Annotated in this window: 23 protein-coding genes and 1 other RNA gene; 13 read left to right on the forward strand and 11 right to left on the reverse strand. The window is 67.5% G+C overall.

Annotation, left to right across the window (positions count from 1 at the left end; genetic code table 11):
• From AC3A5Z_RS18010 to AC3A5Z_RS18035, 6 genes are all read left to right on the forward strand, one after another.
• Positions 1–747, forward strand: a complete 747-nt coding sequence (locus tag AC3A5Z_RS18010; protein WP_487520698.1) for a hypothetical protein — start codon at positions 1–3, stop codon at positions 745–747.
• Between the two features lies 1 nt (position 748).
• Complete coding sequence (locus tag AC3A5Z_RS18015; RefSeq protein WP_487520699.1) at positions 749–1,411, forward strand: N-acetylmuramoyl-L-alanine amidase; 663 nt, start codon at positions 749–751, stop codon at positions 1,409–1,411.
• Between the two features lie 11 nt (positions 1,412–1,422).
• Positions 1,423–1,845, forward strand: an RNA gene (gene rnpB / locus AC3A5Z_RS18020) — RNase P RNA component class A.
• Positions 1,846–2,115: 270 nt separating this feature from the next.
• Positions 2,116–2,283: a 50S ribosomal protein L33 gene (gene rpmG, locus AC3A5Z_RS18025; RefSeq protein ID WP_002722806.1), complete on the forward strand. Its 168-nt coding sequence runs from the start codon at positions 2,116–2,118 to the stop codon at positions 2,281–2,283.
• A gap of 68 nt (positions 2,284–2,351) precedes the next feature.
• Positions 2,352–2,582 carry a hypothetical protein gene (locus AC3A5Z_RS18030; protein ID WP_487520700.1) on the forward strand — a complete coding sequence of 77 codons (231 nt, stop codon included), beginning with the start codon at positions 2,352–2,354 and terminating at the stop codon, positions 2,580–2,582.
• A 27-nt stretch (positions 2,583–2,609) separates the two neighbouring features.
• A complete protein-coding gene (locus tag AC3A5Z_RS18035; RefSeq protein ID WP_487520701.1) occupies positions 2,610–2,843 on the forward strand; it encodes a GNAT family N-acetyltransferase in 234 nt (77 codons plus the stop codon).
• 57 nt (positions 2,844–2,900) lie between these two features.
• On the opposite strand, the gene AC3A5Z_RS18040 is transcribed toward AC3A5Z_RS18035, so the two are convergent.
• Together AC3A5Z_RS18040 and AC3A5Z_RS18045 are read right to left on the reverse strand one after the other, a co-directional pair.
• The gene (locus AC3A5Z_RS18040) at positions 2,901–3,674 is read right to left on the reverse strand and encodes a Bax inhibitor-1/YccA family protein (protein ID WP_487520702.1); all 774 of its coding nucleotides are present in this window, start codon (positions 3,672–3,674) and stop codon (positions 2,901–2,903) included.
• A gap of 129 nt (positions 3,675–3,803) precedes the next feature.
• Positions 3,804–4,034 (reverse strand): YjiS-like domain-containing protein, encoded by a 231-nt coding sequence (locus AC3A5Z_RS18045; RefSeq protein ID WP_487520703.1) that lies wholly within the window; start codon positions 4,032–4,034, stop codon positions 3,804–3,806.
• Between the two features lie 140 nt (positions 4,035–4,174).
• Here AC3A5Z_RS18045 and AC3A5Z_RS18050 point away from each other — a divergent pair, with 140 nt between their 5' ends.
• Complete coding sequence (locus tag AC3A5Z_RS18050) at positions 4,175–5,038, forward strand: LysR family transcriptional regulator (RefSeq protein WP_487520704.1); 864 nt, start codon at positions 4,175–4,177, stop codon at positions 5,036–5,038.
• A gap of 84 nt (positions 5,039–5,122) precedes the next feature.
• Here the strand turns inward: AC3A5Z_RS18050 and AC3A5Z_RS18055 are convergent, their stop codons facing one another.
• Positions 5,123–6,082, reverse strand: a complete 960-nt coding sequence (locus AC3A5Z_RS18055; protein ID WP_487520705.1) for an NADPH:quinone oxidoreductase family protein — start codon at positions 6,080–6,082, stop codon at positions 5,123–5,125.
• Positions 6,083–6,441: 359 nt separating this feature from the next.
• Here AC3A5Z_RS18055 and AC3A5Z_RS18060 point away from each other — a divergent pair, with 359 nt between their 5' ends.
• From AC3A5Z_RS18060 to AC3A5Z_RS18075, 4 genes are all read left to right on the forward strand, one after another.
• Positions 6,442–6,807 carry a helix-turn-helix domain-containing protein gene (locus tag AC3A5Z_RS18060; protein ID WP_487520706.1) on the forward strand — a complete coding sequence of 122 codons (366 nt, stop codon included), beginning with the start codon at positions 6,442–6,444 and terminating at the stop codon, positions 6,805–6,807.
• Positions 6,808–6,885: 78 nt separating this feature from the next.
• Positions 6,886–7,689 (forward strand): inositol monophosphatase family protein, encoded by an 804-nt coding sequence (locus AC3A5Z_RS18065; RefSeq protein WP_487520707.1) that lies wholly within the window; start codon positions 6,886–6,888, stop codon positions 7,687–7,689.
• 134 nt (positions 7,690–7,823) lie between these two features.
• Positions 7,824–9,161: an 8-oxoguanine deaminase gene (locus AC3A5Z_RS18070; protein WP_487520708.1), complete on the forward strand. Its 1,338-nt coding sequence runs from the start codon at positions 7,824–7,826 to the stop codon at positions 9,159–9,161.
• Between the two features lie 60 nt (positions 9,162–9,221).
• Positions 9,222–9,536 (forward strand): hypothetical protein, encoded by a 315-nt coding sequence (locus tag AC3A5Z_RS18075; protein WP_107663123.1) that lies wholly within the window; start codon positions 9,222–9,224, stop codon positions 9,534–9,536.
• Here AC3A5Z_RS18075 and guaD read toward each other — a convergent pair.
• Positions 9,506–10,810: a guanine deaminase gene (guaD, locus tag AC3A5Z_RS18080; RefSeq protein WP_487520709.1), complete on the reverse strand. Its 1,305-nt coding sequence runs from the start codon at positions 10,808–10,810 to the stop codon at positions 9,506–9,508. The two genes, AC3A5Z_RS18075 and guaD, sit on opposite strands and share 31 nt — an antisense overlap.
• Positions 10,811–10,940: 130 nt before the next feature.
• On the opposite strand from guaD, the gene mgtE reads away from it, so the two are divergent.
• Together mgtE and AC3A5Z_RS18090 are read left to right on the forward strand one after the other, a co-directional pair.
• Positions 10,941–12,323 (forward strand): magnesium transporter, encoded by a 1,383-nt coding sequence (gene mgtE / locus AC3A5Z_RS18085; protein WP_487520710.1) that lies wholly within the window; start codon positions 10,941–10,943, stop codon positions 12,321–12,323.
• Positions 12,320–12,877: a 5-formyltetrahydrofolate cyclo-ligase gene (locus tag AC3A5Z_RS18090; RefSeq protein ID WP_487520711.1), complete on the forward strand. Its 558-nt coding sequence runs from the start codon at positions 12,320–12,322 to the stop codon at positions 12,875–12,877. Before mgtE ends, AC3A5Z_RS18090 begins: the two co-directional genes overlap by 4 nt.
• A 57-nt stretch (positions 12,878–12,934) precedes the next feature.
• On the opposite strand, the gene AC3A5Z_RS18095 is transcribed toward AC3A5Z_RS18090, so the two are convergent.
• Genes AC3A5Z_RS18095 through AC3A5Z_RS18125 form a run of 7 tightly spaced genes read right to left on the reverse strand, consistent with a single transcriptional unit; the run spans position 12,935 to position 19,687 of the window.
• A complete protein-coding gene (locus AC3A5Z_RS18095) occupies positions 12,935–14,245 on the reverse strand; it encodes an ATPase (RefSeq protein WP_487520712.1) in 1,311 nt (436 codons plus the stop codon).
• Positions 14,246–14,297: 52 nt separating this feature from the next.
• Complete coding sequence (locus AC3A5Z_RS18100; RefSeq protein ID WP_487520713.1) at positions 14,298–14,801, reverse strand: prepilin peptidase; 504 nt, start codon at positions 14,799–14,801, stop codon at positions 14,298–14,300.
• Between the two features lie 2 nt (positions 14,802–14,803).
• Positions 14,804–15,664: a tetratricopeptide repeat protein gene (locus tag AC3A5Z_RS18105; RefSeq protein WP_487520714.1), complete on the reverse strand. Its 861-nt coding sequence runs from the start codon at positions 15,662–15,664 to the stop codon at positions 14,804–14,806.
• Positions 15,665–15,691: 27 nt separating this feature from the next.
• The gene (locus AC3A5Z_RS18110) at positions 15,692–16,261 is read right to left on the reverse strand and encodes a tetratricopeptide repeat protein (RefSeq protein WP_487520715.1); all 570 of its coding nucleotides are present in this window, start codon (positions 16,259–16,261) and stop codon (positions 15,692–15,694) included.
• Positions 16,262–16,270: 9 nt separating this feature from the next.
• The gene (locus AC3A5Z_RS18115; protein ID WP_487520716.1) at positions 16,271–17,248 is read right to left on the reverse strand and encodes a type II secretion system F family protein; all 978 of its coding nucleotides are present in this window, start codon (positions 17,246–17,248) and stop codon (positions 16,271–16,273) included.
• Between the two features lie 7 nt (positions 17,249–17,255).
• On the reverse strand, positions 17,256–18,224 hold the full coding sequence (locus tag AC3A5Z_RS18120; protein ID WP_487520717.1) for a type II secretion system F family protein: 969 nt from the start codon (positions 18,222–18,224) through the stop codon (positions 17,256–17,258).
• 8 nt (positions 18,225–18,232) lie between these two features.
• The gene (locus AC3A5Z_RS18125; RefSeq protein ID WP_487520718.1) at positions 18,233–19,687 is read right to left on the reverse strand and encodes a TadA family conjugal transfer-associated ATPase; all 1,455 of its coding nucleotides are present in this window, start codon (positions 19,685–19,687) and stop codon (positions 18,233–18,235) included.
• Positions 19,688–19,691: the final 4 nt, after the last annotated feature.

Consider the following 19,691-nt stretch of genomic DNA (forward strand, 5'->3'; position numbering starts at 1 on the left):
ATGCGCGCGCCTATTGCCCTTTTGGTTGCCTGTGGCCTCACTGCCTGTGCGCCCGAAGTGCCGGAGTCCGGCGTGGGCTTCGGCAATTACTCGGACTACATGCAGAGCCGCGAGGCGCAGCTGGCCGGTCAGGGTGCCGCTGGAGCCGCTGTCGGCGCTCCGCTGGTCACCGCCCCCGCGCCGGTCTTCTCGACCGAGGCGATCGCCTCGGCCATCGACAATGCGCAGACCGGCGCTCCGGCCAGCGCGCCCTTCCCTCCGGCCACGGCGGCGCCCTATGCGGCGCCGATGGCGACCGGGGCTGCCCGTCCGCGCGGCGACGCGCCTGCGGGCATCCGGGTGGAATCGGGCGAGATGCAGGCGGACCATTCCGCCATCTCGGACGAGAACGACTTTGCGGCCGTTGCGGCGCGCGAGACGATCCAGAGCGACGCCGAGCGCATCGCGCAGAACCGGGCGCAGTATCAGGTGATCCAGCCGACCGCCCTGCCGCAGCGCAGCGGCAGCGAGGGGCCGAACATCGTGCAATTCGCCATCTCCACCAGCCACCCGCCGGGGGCGCAGATGTACAAGCGCTCCTCGCTGCGGCTGAGCAACCCGGCAGCGGCCTGCGCGAAATTCGCCTCGCCCGATCTGGCGCAGGAGGCCTTCCTCGCCTCCGGCGGGCCGGAGCGGGACCGCAAGGGGCTGGACGCCGATGGCGACGGCTATGCCTGCGGCTGGGATCCGCGCCCGTTCCGCAACTGAGGTGAGCCTGTCGCCCAACTGCGGGCCTCGGCGGGGCGGCATGCTGCCCTCTCTCATCGTGCTGCATTACACTGCGATGCGCAGCTTCGAGGCGGCGCGCGAGCGGCTGTGCGACCCGGCGGCGGAGGTTTCCACGCATTACCTGATCTCGGAGCGCGGCGAGGTGCTGGCGCTGGTGCCGGAAGAGCTGCGCGCCTGGCATGCCGGGGCGGGGAGCTGGGGCGGGGCGGAGGATGTGAACTCGCGCTCCATCGGCATCGAGCTGGCAAACCGGGGCGTGGAGCCCTTTGCCGCGCCGCAGATGGCGGCGCTGGAGCGGCTGCTGCCCGAGGTCATGGCGCGCTGGGCGATCCGGCCCGAGGGGATCATCGGCCATTCCGACATGGCGCCGGGGCGCAAGACCGATCCGGGGCCGCGATTCGACTGGCGCAGGCTGGCGATGGCGGGGCTTTCGGTCTGGCCGGAGGCGGGGACGGCCTCGGGCGACTTCGCGGCGGCGGCGCGGGCCTTCGGCTATCCCGAGGCGGCGCCGGAGCTGATGCTCGCGGCCTTCCGGCTGCGCTTCCGGCCCTGGGCGCGGGGGCCGCTCGATGCGACGGATGCGGCGCTGGCTGCCGATCTCGCCCGGCGCTTTCCCGTTGACGGGGCGCGGGGGGCGGCGTAAGCCCGCCACGCGCGGATGGCCGGATGACCGCGAGCCGCAAGGCGCGAGGAAAGTCCGGACTCCATGAGGCAAGGGTGCCGGGTAACGCCCGGCCGGGGCAACCCGAGGGAAAGCGCCACAGAGAAGAGTCTGCCGTGGTGTCGGAGGTTCGCCTCCGGCGTCATCCACGGTGAGGGTGAAACGGTGGGGTAAGAGCCCACCGCGGACCTGGCAACAGGGACGGCACGGCAAGCCCCACCCGGAGCAATGCCGAATAGGGGCCTCGCGCGGGCTGATCCGGGCAACCGGATATCGCTGCAGGGACGCTTCAGCCCAGAGGCCCGGGTTGGCAGCCAGATCCCGTCGGTAACGGCGGGGCCAGAGGAATGGTCATCGATGGGGTGTCGTGCAAGCGCGCCCCGGAACAAAATCCGGCTTACAGGCCATCCGCGCAATCACCTGTAATCCAGCGGAGCCGCCTGCGGCGGCACGCCTTCTTCTGGAGCCGCCTTGCGGCGGCTCGCGCCTGCGGCGGGCGGATATTTGCACAGGGAAGACCGGCAGGGGCGTGCGGGAGCGGCCGTGGCGGGGCAGGGGCCCGGCGGTGATGGCAAACTGTGCGGCGGGGGGCGTTTGGCTGTTGACTCTGTGGCCTGCCTCGGTAAAAGGCGGGCTTCAAGGATTTCGCGGGGGGCTTCGGCTCGCCGGCTGCAGGAGATACCATCATGGCGAAGCCGACGACGATCAAGATCCGGCTGAACTCGACGGCGGGCACCGGGCACTTCTATGTGACCAAGAAGAACGCCCGCACCATGACCGACAAGATGGTCGTGCGTAAGTACGATCCGGTCAAGCGCGAGCATGTCGAATACAAGGAAGGCAAGATCAAGTAAGATCTGCCGTCACGACAGCTGACAGGGCCGCGCCGTTTGTGCGCGGCTTTTTGTCGTTCGGAGGGGCGATGGCCGAGGCTCTGGTGCTGCATTACCGGCTGGCCGGGCCGGGCGATCTGGCGGCGGTCGACGCCTTGCTGGCGCGGAGCTATGCCCGGCTGCTGAAGGCGGATTACCCGCCCTCGGTGCTGGTGACGGCGCTGCCGATCCTGTCGCGGACGCGGCCGGAGCTGATGCGCAGCGGCAGCTACTGGGTCGCAGAGGCCGCAGGCGGGGCGCTGGTGGCGGCGGGCGGCTGAACGCCGCGCGGGGCCGGGGTCGGCGAGGTGCGGCATGTGGTGACCGATGCGGGCCATGTGCGGCAGGGGATCGGCACGGGGCTGATGCGGGCGGCGATGGCGCAGGCGCGCAACGCGGGCGTCGGGCGGCTGGATTGTCTCGCCACGCGGACAGCGGTGCCCTTCTATGCGGCGCTTGGATTCGTGGCGCGGGGCGAGCTGGAGATCGCGCTGCGGCCCGGGATCGGGTTCCGGGTGGAGCGGATGGACTGCAGTCTTTGAAACGCAAAAGGGCCGGTCCTGCGACCGGCCCTTTCCGTTGTCCGGGGCGAGGCGAGGTTACTCGCGGTTGCCCATGAAGTTCAGCAGGAACATGAACAGGTTGATGAAGTCGAGGTAGAGTTGCAGCGCGCCCATGATGGCGGCCTTGCCCAGCCACTCGCTGTCACCCATCTGCGCATGCTGCAGGTAGGTCGTCTTGATGTTCTGCGTGTCATAGGCGGTGAGACCCGCGAAGATCAGCACGCCGATGGCCGAGATGGCGAAGGACAGCGCCGAGGAGGCGAGGAAGATGTTCACCACCATGGCGACCAGAAGACCGATCACGCCCATCATCAGGAAGGTGCCGAGACCCGAGAGGTCCTTCTTCGTGGTGTAGCCGTAGAGCGAGAGGCTCGCGAAGGCGATGGCGGTCACGAGGAAGGTCTGCGCGATCGAGGCGCCGGTGAAGACGAGGAAGATCGAGCTGAGCGAGAGACCCATCAGCGCGGCATAGACATAGAAGAACAGCTGCGCCGAGGCGGTCGACAGCCGGTTGATCACCGCGCCGAAGGCGAAGACCATGATCAGCGGCAGGAACATGATCACCCATTTCAGCGGGGTGGCATAGAGCAGCTCGCCGAGGTCGGTCAGATAGCGGCCGCCGCTGATCGCCATGTCGCCGGGCACGGAGGTGACCGCGAGGCCCGAGACGGCCCAGGCGGCACCGCCGGTCAGCAGCATGCCGACGGACATCAGCCCGTAGACCTTGTTCATGTGGGCGCGCAGGCCCTCGTCGATGACACCAGCCCGGGCGCCTGCGCCGACCGAACGGATATTCTGGTATTCAGCCATGTGAAGCACTCCCATGTTGTTCAAAGGGCGCCCCCGGAGACCGGAGACACCGCTTGCGCTCAATATTGGGAAGGGCTTCCGGCAATTCAAGCGTTTCCGCCCGTCCGGGGCTGCGATTGTTGCGACCGCTCAGCGCAGCCAGGTCGAGGGCACGTCCCAGATCGGCCGCGATGCCTCGCTGCGCGCCTGATCGGGCGTGAGGCCGATATCGGCCAGGGCGGCGGCATCGAGCCGGGCCAATTGGCGGCGCTGGTGGCGGGCAATGAGCCCGAGGCGCAGGGTTCTTGCGAGCCGCGCCAGAGTCCCGCTCTGCTGCACGCGACCGAGGGTCAGCTGTGCGGTGTGAAGCGAGGCGAACATGGTCTTTCCTTTCGGGTTGCGATTCTTCGGCGGTGACGGCCCGACCGATGGGAGAGGGCTCAAATCACTTGCCGACTATGCCCGAATCGCTCACATTTGGAAAATGAATGGTTTTGACGTCTCACATCAGGAACCGTGATATGGCGCGCAATCTCGACCTCACCGCCCTGCGGTCCTTCGTGGCGGTGGCCGATGCCGGGGGGGTGACCCGGGCGGCGGGCTTTCTCAATCTCACGCAATCGGCGGTGTCGATGCAGATCAAGCGGCTGGAGGAGGTGCTGGACCTGCCGCTGCTGGACCGGTCGGCGCGGCGGGTGGGGCTGACGGCCTCGGGCGAGCAGCTGTTGAGCTATGCGCGGCGGATGCTGTCCCTGAATGACGAGGTCTTCGGGCGGCTGACGCATGATGCCTTCGAGGGCGAGGTGGTGCTGGGCGTGCCGCATGACATCGTCTATCCGGCGATCCCGCAGGTGTTGCAGCGCTTCAACGCCGAATTTCCGCGGATGCGGGTGACGCTGCTGTCTTCCTTCACCCGGGCGCTGAAGGTGCAGTTCGCGCGCGGCGAATGCGATGTGATCATGACCACCGAAGACGGGTTGGACGTGGGCGGCGAGACGCTGGCCGAGCTGCCGCTGGTCTGGGTGGGCGCGCCGGGCGGTACGGCTTGGAAGCAGCGGCCGCTGCGGCTCGCCTTCGAGCACAACTGCATCTTCCGCACCGGGGTGCAGGCGGCGCTGGACGCGGCGGGGATCGGCTGGACCATGGCGGTGGAATCGGACAGCTCGCGCACCATCGAGGCGAGCGTGGCGGCGGATCTGGCGGTGCATGCGGCGCTCCTGGGCACCGAGCCGCCGCAGCTGGAGCGGATCGTCCATGGCGGGGCGCTGCCGGATCTGGCGACGACCAAGGTCAATCTCTATGTCGCCGATCCGGCGCACAGCCCGGCGGTGCAGATCCTGGGCGACCTGATCCGCCGGGCCTATGCGGGGCGCGCGGCCGGGTGAGGGGGGAAAAATCTTGAGGAAGATTTTTCCGCGCCCGGAGGACGGGGCGGGGTGACCCTGTCTGGCCCGGGAGCAGCCGGACGCTCAGGGCAGGATGACGACCTTGCCGGTGGCCTTGCGGCTGCGCAGGAGCTCCATGCCCTCGGAGGCGCGCTCCAAGGGCAGGCGGTGGCTGATATGCGGGTGCAGGCTGCCTTCGGCGAGCCAGCCGAAGAGCGTGGCGAGGCTCTCGCTCAGCGCCTCGGCGGCGAAGGTCAGGTAGCCGCCCCAGTAGAGGCCGATGACGCTGAGGTTCTTGACCAGGAGGTGATTGGCCGGGATCTGCGGCACCTCGCCTGCGGCAAAGCCGATGGCGAGAAGCCGGCCCTCGGGGCGGGTGGCGCGCAGCGCCTCGGTGAAGGCGGGGCCGCCGACCGGGTCGTAGACCACATCGACGCCGCCCAGGGCCTTCAGCGCGCCGCGCAGGTCGGGGGCGTCGCTGTCGATCAGGTGGTCGGCGCCGGCGCGGCGGGCGATCTCCAGCCGCTCGGCGCCGCGGGCCGAGGCGATGACGCGGGCGCCCATCCGCTTGCCGATCTCGACCGCGGCGAGGCCGACGCCGCCCGCGGCGCCGAGAACGAGCAGCGTCTCGCCGGGGTGCAGCCGCGCCCGGCGCTCGAGTGCCAGATGGCCGGTGCCATAGGCGATCTGCAGCGCGGCCGCCTCCTCGAAGCTGACCGCGTCGGGCAGGGGCAGGCAGCGGGCGGCGGGGAAGCAGCCCTGCTCGGCGAGCCCGCCATGGGTGCCGAAGACCGCGACGCGGCTGCCGAGCGCCGGGGCGGTGACTCCGGGGCCTTGCGCGATGACGGTGCCGGCAAGCTCCATGCCCAGCGTGTAGGGGAGGGCGGGATGCTCCTGATACTTGCCGTCCTGCTGCAGGAGATCGGCGAAATTCAGCCCGCAGGCGGCGATCTGCAGGCAGACCTCGCCGGGGCCGGGGCTGGGCGGTGGCAGGGTTTCGAGGCTGGGCGGGGTGCCGATCCGGCTCAATTGAAAGGCGCGCATGGTTAACTTTCGTCAATCGAGAGAGGAAGCATGTGGCGCAATCAGGCGCCTCGCCGTCGTTTTTTCAAGTCATGCGTGTGTTACATTGCAATTTGCACAGTGCCGTCGGGTGACCCTTTGCGGAATGCATTGCATTTTGCAAATGTCGCTAAGGGCGAGTTGAAGGCAGCGCACGCTCTTCTCAAGCGATCCTGCCCGTCAAGCTGTAAACTCTTCTCCGCCTGTATAATTGGACATATCCAAAAAGACAGGTTCATGCCTCTGCTCCGGTTAATTTGTGGATAACTGCCCTTCGGCCGATTTTGGCACGGAACTTGCTTATAGAAGGGCAGGGACAGCAAATTATTGGAGAGATTTTTATGAAACACCCCGTCGATGCGCATGTGGGCAAACGTATCCGTCACCGTCGCTGGATGGTCGGCATGACGCAACAGCAGCTTGCCGATTGCGTGGGCATCAAGTTCCAGCAGATCCAGAAATACGAGACCGGCATGAACCGCGTCAGCGCCTCGCGCCTGTGGGACATCGCCGAGGCTCTGGGCGTGTCGATCAGCTTCTTCTTCGAAGGGCTGGAAGGCGCGGGCGATGCCGCACGTCAGGCCGAGGGCGACCGGATCACCGACAAGGAAGCGCTGGAGCTCGTGCGGTCCTATTACGCGATCCCCGAGGCGCAGCGCCGCCGCCTGTTCGATCTGGCGCGGGTGCTGAGCGAAGCCGCCGCCTAGCTCGACCCGTGAGCGCCGCGCGCGGCGCTTGACCCCATCCCCGCGAGGCGGTAGCGCCTTGCGAGACAAGGGGGCCGCATGACACGTCTCGACCGGGCCGAAGAGGCCGATCTGATCGCAACGGCAGGAGCACTTGCCGATGCCGCCCGAGAGGCCACGCTGATGCATTTTCGCAGCGTCGGTCTTTCGGCGGAGACCAAGGAAACAACCCATTTCGATCCGGTGACCATTGCCGACCGGCTGAGCGAGGAGCGCATGCGCGCCATCCTCGCTCTCCGTCGTCCGCAGGATGCGATCCTCGGCGAGGAGATGGGGGAGACCCCGGGGACGAGCGGCCTGACCTGGGTGCTCGACCCGATCGACGGCACGCGCTCCTATCTCTGCGGCACGCCGACCTGGGGGGTGCTGATCTCGGTCGCGGATGCGACGGGGCCGATCTATGGCCTGATCGACCAACCCTATATCGGCGAACGCTTCGAGGGCGGCTTCGGCCGGTCGGAGATGACGGGGCCGTTGGGCCGGCGCAAGCTCGGCACGCGGGCGGCGCGGCCTCTGGCCGAGGCGATCCTGATGACCACATTCCCGGAAGTCGGCACGCCCGAGGAGGGCGCGGCCTTCCGCAAGCTTGCCTCGCAGGTGCGGCTGACCCGCTACGGCACGGATTGCTACGCCTATGCGCTGGTCGCGGCGGGGCAGATCGATCTGGTGGTGGAGGCGGGGCTGCAACCCTATGACGTGCAGGCGCCGATGGCGGTGGTCGAGGCCGCGGGCGGGATCTTCACCGACTGGCAGGGACGGCGCGATCCGCAGGGCGGGCGGGTGATCGCTGCGGCCAATGCCGAGATCCACGCGGCGGCGCTGGAGGTCTTGCGCGGCGCGTGAGGCTGGCGTCCGGGGGCTGTCTGCCCCCCCCAGCCCGGCCATGGGCCGGGCGTTCTTCGCTTGAAATCCTCCACAGGAGGATTTCAATGCGCTCATCACCCCCGAGGATATTTCTGGACAGAAAATGGGTAGGCATGTCTGAGGTATTGATCCGGGGCGCGGAAGTCGTCGTGACCATGGACGGGGCGCGGCGCGAGATTGCCGGGGGCGATGTGCTGGTCCGGGGCGGGGTGATTGCTGCCGTGGGGCAGGGGCTGACCTCGGCGGGGCGGGTCGTGGAGGCCAAGGGCTGCGTGGTCACGCCGGGGCTCGTCAACACGCATCACCATCTCTACCAGACGCTGACGCGGGCGGTGCCCGGCGGGCAGGATGCGCTGCTCTTCGGCTGGCTGAAGACGCTCTATCCGATCTGGGGGCGCTTCGGGCCGGAGGAGATCTTCGTCTCGGCTCAGGTCGGGCTGGCGGAGCTGGCGCTGTCGGGCTGCACGCTGACTTCGGATCATCTCTATCTCTATCCCAATGGCGCGCGGCTTGACGACACGATCGCGGCGGCGCGGGAGGTGGGGCTGCGGTTTCATCCGACACGGGGGGCGATGAGCATCGGCGAGAGCGCCGGGGGGCTGCCGCCGGATACGCTGGTGGAGCGGGAGGCGGCGATCCTCGAGGACAGCATCCGGGTGGTGGATGCCTTCCACGACGCCTCCGAAGGCTCGATGCTGCGGGTGGGGCTGGCGCCCTGTTCGCCCTTCTCGGTCAGCCGCGACCTGATGCGCGAGGCGGCGCTGCTCGCCCGCGACAAGCGGGTGATGCTGCACACCCATCTGGCCGAGAATGACGAGGATGTGGCCTATTCGCTGGCGCAGTTCGGCTGCCGCCCGGGGCAATATGCCGAGGATCTGGGCTGGACCGGCCCGGATGTCTGGCATGCGCATTGCGTGAAGCTGGATGCGGGGGAGATCTCGCTCTTTGCCCGCAGCCGGACCGGGGTGGCGCATTGCCCCTGTTCCAATTGCCGTCTCGGCTCGGGCATCGCGCCGCTCCGGGCGATGCGGGATGCCGGGGTGCCCGTGGGGCTGGGGGTGGATGGCTCCGCCTCCAACGACGCGGGCAACCTGATCGGCGAAGCGCGGCAGGCGATGCTGTTGCAGCGGGTGGCGCGCGGGGCCGATGCGATGAGCGTGCGCGAGGCGCTGGAGGTGGCGACGCTGGGCGGGGCGCAGGTGCTGGGGCGGCCGGATTGCGGGTCGCTGGAGCCGGGCAAGCGCGCCGATCTGGCGATCTGGGATCTGTCCGGGATCGAGGCGGCGGGGGCCTGGGACCCGGTGGCGGCGCTGCTCCTTTGCGGGCCGACGCGGGTGCGCGATCTCTTCGTCGAGGGGCGGCAGGTGGTGGGCGATGGCCAGATGCTGACGCTCGATCTGCCGCGGGTGATCGAGCGGCAGCGGCAGCTGGCGCGGGCCTTGGCGCTCTGAGCCCTTGCGGGGCAGGGGGGCGAGCGGCTAGGACACGGCAGAAGCGGTCCGGGGGAAGCCATGTCGCATGATTACGGGGCGCAGCGCGCCGATACCTACAAGACCTTCGCCGAGATCGGCAAGAACGAGTCCTGGCCGAAGAAGGCGGTCGTCGTCTTCCAGTTCTACCCCGAGGATATCGAGGCGAAATGGGCGGCGGTGGAGAAGGCGCTGCGGGCCAAGGGCTTCCGCACCAGCCATGACGAGCATCTGCTCGATGCCCGCATCGGCCCGATCGACATCAACCCCGACGAGATCTGGCGCTACGAGCGCATGGCGACCGAGGCGGCGCTGCCCTTCGAGTTCTACCCGGAAGGCTGGGAGCTCGACGACTGAGCCACCGGCTTGCCCGCGATCCGCACATCGCGGATCGCCCGGTCGTCGCCCATCATGATGGTGGGGAACAGCGCCTGCCAGATGCCTTCGGCCCGCCGCGTCGCCTGTTCGATGGCGGGGGTTGAGGCGAGGTCGATCACCACCAGATCGGCCTCCATCCCGGGGGCGATGTTGCCGATCCGGCTTTCGGCATGCAGCGCCCGGGCCGAGCCCTGCGTCGCCAGCCACCAGAGCTGCGCCGGGTGCAGCGCATGGCCACGCAGCTGGCCGACCTCATAGGCCGCCGCCATCGTGTGCAGCATGGAGAAGGACGACCCGCCGCCGGTGTCGGTGGCGAGCCCGACCCGCAGGCTGGTCGCCAGACCCATGTCGAAGAGCCCCGAGCCGATGAAGGTGTTCGAGGTCGGGCAATGGATCAGGCTCGCCCCGGCCTCGGCCAGCCGGTCCTTCTCGCGCTGGGTCAGGTGGATGGCATGGCCGTAGATCGCCCCCTCGCGCAGCAGGCCTTGCGTCTCGTAGGTGTCTAGGTAATCGCGCGACTGCGGGTGCAGCCCCTGCACCCAGTCGATCTCGTCCAGCTGCTCCGACAGATGCGTCTGCATCAGGCAGTCGGGATGCTCGCGCCAGAGCGCGCCGAGGGCGGCGAGCTGTTCGGGCGTCGAGGTGGGCGAGAAGCGCGGGGTGATGACGTAATTCAGCCGCCCGCGCCCGTGCCAGGCTTCGAGCAGGCGCTTGCTGTCGTCATAGGCGCTCTGGGCGGTGTCGCGCAGGCCTTCGGGAGCGTTGCGATCCATGCAGGTCTTGCCGGCATAGGCGCGCAGGCCGCGCGCCTCGGCTGCGGTGAAGAAGGCCTCGACGCTGCAGGGATGGATCGTGGCATAGCTGCAGACGGTGGTGGTGCCGTTCGACAGCGTGAGGTCGAAATAGCGGTTGGCGATCTCGGCCGCATAGGCCGGATCGGCGAAGCGCATCTCCTCGGGGAAGGTGTAGCTGTTCAGCCAGTCGATCAGCCGCTTGCCCCAACTCGCGATGATCGCGGTCTGCGGGTAATGCACATGGGCATCGACGAAGCCCGCCGAGATCAGCGCCCGGCCATAGTCGGTCACCAGCGCCTGCGGATGCGCGGCGCGCAGCCGCTCCGCCGGGCCCACGTCGGCGATCCGCCCGTCCTGCACCAGCACCGCGCCATGGCTCTCGTGCCGGGCCGCGGCCTCGCCCTCGACGAAGGGATCGCCGGCGAAAGAGATCACCTGTCCCAGCAGCAGTTCGGCCATGCGTGTCTCCTTCGTCGCGGCATCCGGCGCAGAGCCTAGCCCCTTTCGCGCCAATGGTAAATTTGCCTTGCGCCCCTGTTTATCCGATCCGGCTTTGAGTATGGTCGCGGCCAAACGGATCGGAGGCGGCATGGCTCAGCACGAAGCATCAGACGCGCGTGACGACGAGCTTCAGGGCCTGACCGGCCGCCGGGTCGATCTGATCCTCGACGCGGTCGAGGCGCGCGACACCGATGCGCTGTCCGGGCTTCTGGAACCGCTGCACCCCGCCGACATCGCCGACTTGCTGGAGCAGATCGGCCCGGTCGAGCGGCGCGGGCTGCTGACGCTGTGGTCGGGCGAGATCGACGGCGAGATCCTGTCGGAGATCAGCGATTCCATCCGCGAGGAGGTCATCGACTACCTGCCGCGCGACGTGCTGACCGAAGCCGTGCGCGAGCTCGACACCGACGACGTGGTGGACATCCTCGAAGACCTCGAGGTGCCGCAGCAGGAGATCATCCTCGGCGCGCTGGAGATGGTCGACCGCGTGGCCGTCGAACAGGCGATGGCCTATCCGGAATATTCCGCCGGGCGCCTGATGCAGCGCGAGGCGGTGGTGGCGCCGATGCACTGGACGGTGGGCGAGGCGATCGACTTCCTGCGCGCCAACGACCGGCTGCCGGACCAGTTCTATCACGTCATCCTCGTCGATCCGAGGATGAAGCCACAGGGCTATGTCACGCTGGGGCGGCTGTTGTCGTCGCGGCGCGAGGTGAAGCTGACCGAGATCGAGGAAGAAAGCTTCCGCACCATCCGCGCCTCGCAGGAAGAGGCGGATGTGGCCTATATCTTCAACCAGTATCACCTGATCTCCTGCCCGGTGGTGGATGACAGCGACCGGCTGGTCGGCGTCATCACCATCGACGACGCGATGAACGTGCTGGACGAGGAGCACGAGGAGGACATCCTGCGTCTGGCCGGGGTGGGCGACGAAAGCTCGATCTCGGACGGGGTGTTCGACACGGTGAAGCAGCGCTTCCCCTGGCTCTTCGTCAACCTGCTGACCGCCAACATGGCGGCGCTGGTGATCGGCCAGTTCGAGGCGACGATCTCGGTCATCGTGGCGCTGGCGGCGCTGATGCCGATCGTGGCCTCGATGGGCGGCAATGCGGGCACCCAGGCGCTGACCGTGGCGGTGCGGGCGCTGGCCACGCGCGATCTGACCACCTCGAACGCCATGCGGGTGGTGCGGCGCGAGGCGGTGGTGGGGCTGCTCAACGGGATCGGCTTTGCCATCATCATGGGCGGGATCGGCTGGATCGGCTATGGCTCGGCCATGCTCGGGGTCGTGCTGGGGCTGGCGCTGATCGTCAACCTGCTGGTGGCGGCGCTGGGCGGCATCCTCGTGCCCCTGACGCTGAACCGGATGGGGCTCGACCCGGCGCTGTCCTCGGGCACCTTCGTGACCACGCTGACCGACGTGATCGGCTTCTTCGCCTTCCTGGGCCTCGCCACGGTGATCCTGCTATGACAGCCATTCTCGACAAGACCGAGGCGCGCCGCGCCGCCTTCGCCGCCCGCGCCGCGGCGCATGCCGCAGGGCAGGGGCAGGCGGCAGCGCTGCTGGCCGACTGGCTCGCCCCGCAGCGCGGCAAGGTGCTGGCGGGCTACATGGCGATGCGGACCGAGATCGATCCGACGCTGGCGATGGCCGCGCATGACGGGCCGGTCTGCGTTCCGGTGATCGTGGCGCAGGGCCAGCCGCTGCGGTTCCGCGAGTGGAGCCCCGGCTGCCGCATGGTGCCCGGCACCTTCGGCGCGCTGGTGCCGGAGGAGGGCGCGTGGCTGGAACCCGAGGTGCTGATCGTGCCGCTCCTGTCCTTCGACCGGCGCGGTTTCCGGCTGGGCTATGGCGGCGGCTTCTATGACCGCACGCTCGAAGGACTGCGCGCCCGGCATCCGGTGCTGGCGGTGGGTTTCGCCTATGCCGCGCAGGAGGTGCCCGAGGTGCCGACCGAAGCCACCGACCAGCCGCTCGACGCGCTGATCACCGATAACGGCCCCTTCGCCCTTTCATCCTGGTGAAAATATCCTGCAGGGGGGGCGGGGGGATGCAAAATCGCCCCGCGGCCTCCGCCTCGATCACCGGGCGATCTTCTCGTCCCGCACGAACATGTTGTCCCAGGCCCGGTCGATCAGCTCCGGCGTCATCTGGTAGGGGATGCCCTCGAACTCGCAGACCGAGATCATCTGGTCGATCAGGTAGACCGGCTGGTAGTTGGCGAAGTTGTTTTGGATCGTCGGGAACTTCACCTTCATCAGATGCACCATCGCCCGCTCGTCCAGGGGCATCTTCTTCTTCCGCGCGATCATCGCGAAGATCTTGAGAAAGTTCTCCTGGCTCGGCCCGTCGATCTTGATCTTGAAGAAGATCCGCCGCAGCGCCGCGCCGTCGAAGATCTCGTTCGGGTGGAAGTTGGTGGAGAAGATCACCAGCGTGTCGAAGGGCACGGTGAACTTCTCGCCCGATTGCAGGGCGAGGATGTCCTTGCTTTCCTCCAGCGGCACGATCCAGCGGTTCACCAGCTTCTGCGGCGGCTCGGCCTGACGCCCAAGGTCGTCGACGATGAAGATCCCGCCGGTGGATTTCAGCTGCAGCGGCGCCTGATAGGTCCGCGCCGTAGGGTTGTAGGTGAGGTCGAGCATGTCGAGGCTCAGCTCGCCCCCGGTGATGACGGTGGGCCGCTCGCAATAGACATAGCGGTTGTCGAAGCGGTTCGAGGTGCGGCGCAGGCTGGTCGGGTCGTCGACCGCCGCCTCGGCCGAGCGGTGCACGATCGGGTCGTAGACGGTGATGACCTGCCCGGAATATTCCAGCGCGCGCGGCACGTAGATCTTGTCGCCGAGCGCGTCGCGGATGCCGTTGGAGATCGAGGATTTGCCGTTGCCCGGCGGTCCATACATCAGGATCGACCGGCCCGAGGTCACCGCGGGGCCGAGGTGGTCGAGCAGGTCGTCGGGCAGGATCAGATGGCCCATGGCCGAGGTCAGCTGCTGGCGCGTCAGCTTGATGTTGCGCACCGACTGGCGCTTGACCTGCTCCTTGTAGATGTCCAAGGGCACCGGCATGGCGCCGAAATACTCCGACTGGCTCAGCGCGTCGAGCGCGCGTGCCTTGCCGTTGTCGGTCAGCTGATAGCCCATCTCGTTGCCCGAGGTCGCATGCAGCGTGCCGGTCGCCTCCAGCAGGCGCTGGCCGCGCGCCGCATCCACCAGCTCCTGCGTCAGCTGCACCGGCAGGCAGATCACCCGGGCGATCTCGGTCACGAGGTCGAGATTCATGCGGAACATGGTCTTGAGCAGGATGTCCCGCATCATCACCGGCGACAGGCCGGTCTCGGCCAGCGTGCGGGCGGCGGGCGGGGCGGTCACGGAAGCGGTCTGCATGTTCATCACATCACCTCGGGCCGGCGCGGGCGCGCCGGAAGTCGTGAAAGGGGCGGGCTCAGGCAACAATCAGCGCCGTGAGCAGGTAGAAGATCAGGGTGCCGGCCAGCGCCAGACCCATCGGGAAGTCCTTGTGGGTCCAGCTGGCCCAGCTGGCGGTGGCGGCACGGAAGGGCCCCACCATGCGCAGGCCGCGGTGGCTGACGAAGGCGCCGAGCAGGCAGGCCGCGAAGAGCGCCAGCCCGAAGCGCAGATCGCCCAGCGCGAAGAAGGGCGCCATGGCGGCGGCGAACTTGGCATCCCCCGCCCCGACCAGCCGCGCCGCGTTCATCAGGAAACCCACCACCAGCACGGCGGCGAATTGTGCCCAGCGCCAGAGCCAGACGTCGAGCGGCAGGGCGAGCGGGCCGACGAGCAGGAAGACCACCAGCAGGGCGAGCACCGCCTTGTTGGGGATTTTCATGAATTTCATGTCGCTCCACGCCACCCAGACACCGATGGGGATCGCGAAGGGAAGGAACCAGAGCGCCGTCACATGCGAGGTGGCGATCATCGAGTTCATGGTCAGTTCGTCACATTCGCGTCGAGCGTTTCCAGACTGCGCGCCGCCGCCTCGAAATATTGCGGATGGGTATCGACCGCCTCCTGCATCAGCCCCTTGCCTACGGTCACGTCGCCCTGCTTCACCGCGGTCAGCGCCAGCGTGTAGAGCAGTTGCGCCCGTTCGGTCTGGGTCATCTGGATCACCGGCATGTCATATTTGCGCTGCGCGCCGCGGGCGAGGATCAGGTTGTTCTTCGAGGTGAAGAGCTTGGAGTCGTAGGTGATTGCCTCGAGGAACAGCTTTTCCGCTCCCGAAGCGTCGCCACGCGTCAGCTTGGAATAGCCCCAGTTGTTCAGCACGCCCGCAGGCCGCGTCGTCAGATCGGTGGCGATCTCGTAGAAGCTGTCGGCCTTGTTCCAGTTCTTGTTGCTGTCGGCCACCATCGCCTCCAGCCGGTAGCGCTGGAAGGTCTCGTGCGTCGGCGGGATCTTGTTCAGCTCGGCCTCGGCGCGTTTCCACTCGTTGGCGCGGATCAGCGCATCGGCGTAATCCACCCGGTCCTCGTTGGTGGCGCCGGAGCTGGCGACGATCTCGGACCAGATGACGATGGCCTCGGCGGGGCGGTTGGCGCGCACCAGCGATTTCGCCAGACCGCGCTTCAGGTCCACCCGCTCGGGCGCCTTGGCCGAAGCACCGCGGAAATAATTCACCGCCTCGTCGGGAGCGCCGACGGTCAGCATGATGTCGTTGAGGTTGCTTTCGTCGATCACGTTCACGCTTTTCAGCGCGCGATCCACCTCGGCATCCGAGTTTCGGCCGCCGCATGCAGCGAGGAACGCCGTGCCCGCAAGGCACAGCGCGATCAGGACAGGGTGGCGCATTCTGCGTCCTCTTTCTGCTCGATGACCCTAGAGCTGCGAGAGGAGCACATATTCGCCTTGCCCGCGCCGCACGAGGGAGAAGTCATGCCGTTCTTCCTCGTCGGTATAGCCGGTTTTCTCGGATCGCGCGATAGCGAGGCGCAGATTTTCCCGGATGGAGTCCGTCGCGCCACTGTCGAGCGCATAGGCCTGCTGGAACACCAGCCGCGCCTCGCCCACCATGTCGCGCTCCATCAGCACCACACCGAGGTTGTTCATTGCCGGAACGAAGCTCGGATCGAGCTCGATGGCGCGGCGCAGCAGCTGTTCGGCCTGTCCGAGCCGCCCGAGCCGCAAATTGGCCGAGCCGAGCGCCGAAAGCACGTCGACATTGATGCCCTGCTCGCTCGCGGCGCGCAGATAGGCCTTCAGCGCCAGCTCGTTCTCGCCCGCGGCCAGCAGCCGGTGACCCACGAGCAGCCCGTCCACGCCCTCGGCGCTGCCATCGGCGGCATAGGGCGCATTGCGCGCCGCCGCCTCGGGCGAGAGCTCGCCGGGCCTGTCACAGCCCGCCAGCAGCAGAAGGGCCGCCATCGCTCCCAGCATCCCGCGTCCCATGCGTCTCCTTCAGTTGCCGCCGAGTTGCGTGGCGATCCCATGGATGGAAGGGCCGATCAGGATGATCATCAGTGGCGGCACGGTGAAGAGCATAGTGCCGAGCGTCAGCTTGGTCGGCAAGGTGTTTGCCTTTTCCTCGGCCCGCATCACGCGCTTGTCGCGCATCTCGGCGGAATAGACCCGCAGCGCCTCGGACATTGAGGTGCCGAAGGTTGCGGACTGGATCAGCGTGGTGACGAAGGACGAGACGTCGGGGATGCCGACCCGGTCGCCCATGTCCTTGAGCACCACCGAGCGTTCCTTGCCGGCCTTCACCTCATGCGAGACCATCTCGAACTCCTCGCCCAGCGCCGGATAGCCCGCCGACGTCTCCTTGGCGACGCGCATGATCGACTGGTCGAGCGACTGCCCTGCCTCGACGCAGACCAGCATCAGGTCCAGCGCGTCGGGAAAGCCTTCGACGATCTGGTCGTGCCGCTCCTGCGCGCGGCGCTTGACCCAGTAGATCGGCAGGTAATACCCGATGACACCCGGCATGAGGCTGTAGAGCAGCATCTGCTGCGTGGTCAGCGGCGCCTTGGCCTGGGCGATCATCGCGTAGATCACCCCGAGCAGCAGGAAGCCGATCCCGAGCGCGAATTGCGAGGCGTGAAAGATCCGCACCGCGTTCTTGGCGCGGTAGCCCGCGCGCAGCATCTTCAGCCGCGAGGCGCTCAGCTCCTCGGCATTCTGCGGCTCGAGGAAGGTCGCGAATTTCTCCAGCTTGTCGGTGCCGCCGCCCCGGCGCAGCGTCGGCGCGGCATCGGCGGCCTTGGCCGGCCCTGCCTGCTGCTGGCGCAGCTTCTCGAAGGGCTCGGGCTGCTTCTTCAGCATGAAGGGCAGGGTGACGGCGATCAGCAAGAGGCCCAGCCCGCCGAGGGCGTAGAGCGGCCCCATCGGGCCGAACTTGTCGACCAGCAGGGCCGAGACCGTATTCAGCAGCTCCATGGCGGGCTCATACCTTGATGTTGACCATGATCTTCATGAAGACCACGTTGGCGACGAGAAAGGCGCCGACGACCAGTGCCGCCGGAATGAAGGCCGGGCTCTCCTTGACCCCGTCGTAATAGTCGGGTTTCAGCACCGAGATCATCACCAGCGCCGCGATCGGGAAGCCCGAGAGGAACATCCCCGACCACTTGGCTTCCGCGGTGATCGCCTTGACCCGGCGGAACAGCTTGAAGCGGGCGCGGATCACCTTGGCCAGTCCCGCGAGGATCTCGGCAAGGTTGCCGCCCGACTGCTGCTGGATGGTCACGGCCACGGCAAGGAAGCGCAGGTCCTGGCTGTCCATCCGCTCGGCGAAGGCCTTGAGCGCTTCGGCCACGTCGCGGCCGTAGGCGGCCTCGTCGGCGATCACCCCGAATTCGGTGCCCAAGGGGTCGGGCACCTCCTTGGCGACGATGCCGATGGCCGAGGAGAAGGGGTGGCCCACGCGCAGCGAGCGCACCATCAGCTCAACCGCATCGGGCAGTTGCTCTTCCAGGAGCGCCATGCGCTTCTTGGCCTTGCCGTTCACCCAGACATAGATGCCGCCGATGCCCATGGCGATGGCCACCATGATCCGCACCGGCGTCTCCGCCGAGGTGCCGACCGTCAGGCCGAAATAGCTGAACACCGCCAGCACCCCCATCAGCCCGATCAGCGCCTTGGGCGAGAAGGCGATGTTGGCCTTCTGTGCCTTGGCGGCGAGGATCGAGTAGAGCGGGATACCGTTGGATTTCAGATGCTGGCTCATCTCCTTGCGGAGCTGTTCCAGCACCTGTTCGCGGTTGTGGTTCTTCTCCAGCAGCGCGAGACGGCGGCTCATCCGGTTGTTGAGGCTGATCGACTTGCCGAAGACGGTCAGATAGATCCCCTCGACCAGCAGCAGCACGGCCACGAAGATCAGGATATAGATGATGGGGGCGGCGCTGATCTGCATGCTCTGCCTCAGATGATCGGTTCGTAGATGCTGGCAGGCAGGTTGTAGCCCCATTGCCGGAAGCGGTCGGAGTAATGCGAGCGCACGCCGCTGGCATTGAAGCGACCGATGATCTTGCCGTTCGGCTCCATCCCCAAGCGCTCGTAGCGGAAGATCTCCTGCATGGAGATCACGTCGCCCTCCATCCCGGTGATCTCGGTGATCGACACCATGCGGCGCGAGCCGTCCTGCAGGCGCGAGGCCTGCACGATCAGGTTGACGGCCGAGGCGATCTGGGCGCGCACCGCCTTGATCGGCATCTCGATCCCGGCCATGGCGATCATGTTCTCCAGACGGCTGATGCCGTCGCGGGCCGAGTTGGCGTGGATCGTGGTCATCGACCCGTCATGGCCGGTGTTCATCGCCTGCAGCATGTCGATGACCTCCTCGCCGCGGGTTTCGCCGACGATGATCCGGTCGGGCCGCATCCTGAGCGCGTTCCGGAGACAGTCGCGCTGGGTGACGGCGCCCTTGCCCTCGACGTTGGCGGGGCGGCTTTCCATCCGGCCGACATGGACCTGCTGCAGCTGGAGTTCCGCGGTATCCTCGATGGTCAGGATGCGCTCGGAGTTGTCGATGAAGGACGAGAGCGCGTTCAGCGTCGTCGTCTTGCCCGACCCGGTGCCGCCCGAGACGATCACGTTCAGCCGCGTCGCCACCGCCGCCTGCAGATAGGCCGCCATCTCCTCGGTGAAGGCGCCGAAACGCACCAGATCGGGGACGCCGAGCTTGTCCTTCTTGAACTTCCGGATCGACACCAGCGAGCCGTCTACCGCGATCGGCGGCACCATGGCGTTGAAACGGCTGCCATCGGCCAGACGGGCGTCGACGTAAGGATTGGATTCGTCGACCCGCCGTCCCACCGCCGAAACGATCTTGTCGATGATCCTCAGGAGGTGGCGCTCGTCCTTGAAGGTGATGTCGGTCAGCGTCAGCTTGCCGTTGCGTTCGACGAAGATCCGGTTCGGCCCGTTCACCAGGATGTCGTTGACCGTCTCGTCCTTCAGCAGCGGCTCCAGCGGGCCGAGACCCATCACCTCGTCGTAGAGCTCCTGGAACAGGACGGTGCGGTCGTCCTTGTTCAGCGCCACGCTCATCTCGTCCAGCGCCTCGGAGGCGATGGCGGCGATCTCGGCGCGCAGGTTCGCCTCGGAGGCGTGCTCCAGCGCGGCGAGGTTGAGGCTGTCGAGCAGGCGGCGGTGAAGCTCCACCTTCAGCTCCATCAGCCGGTCCTTGCGCTTCTTCTCCTTGTCGACGGCCACCGCCTCGGCCGAGGCGCGGGGCGGGGCTGCGGCAGGGCGGCCCTGCATCACGGACTTCGCTTGCGGGTCGGCTGCGGTGATCGTGGGCGTGGCCGCGCCGACGGCAGCGCTGGGCGCAGCCTTCGGGGTGGCATCGGTGGATTTCTTGTAGCGGGAGAACATCGGA

The organism is Cereibacter sp. Soil_C_27, assembly GCF_057657095.1.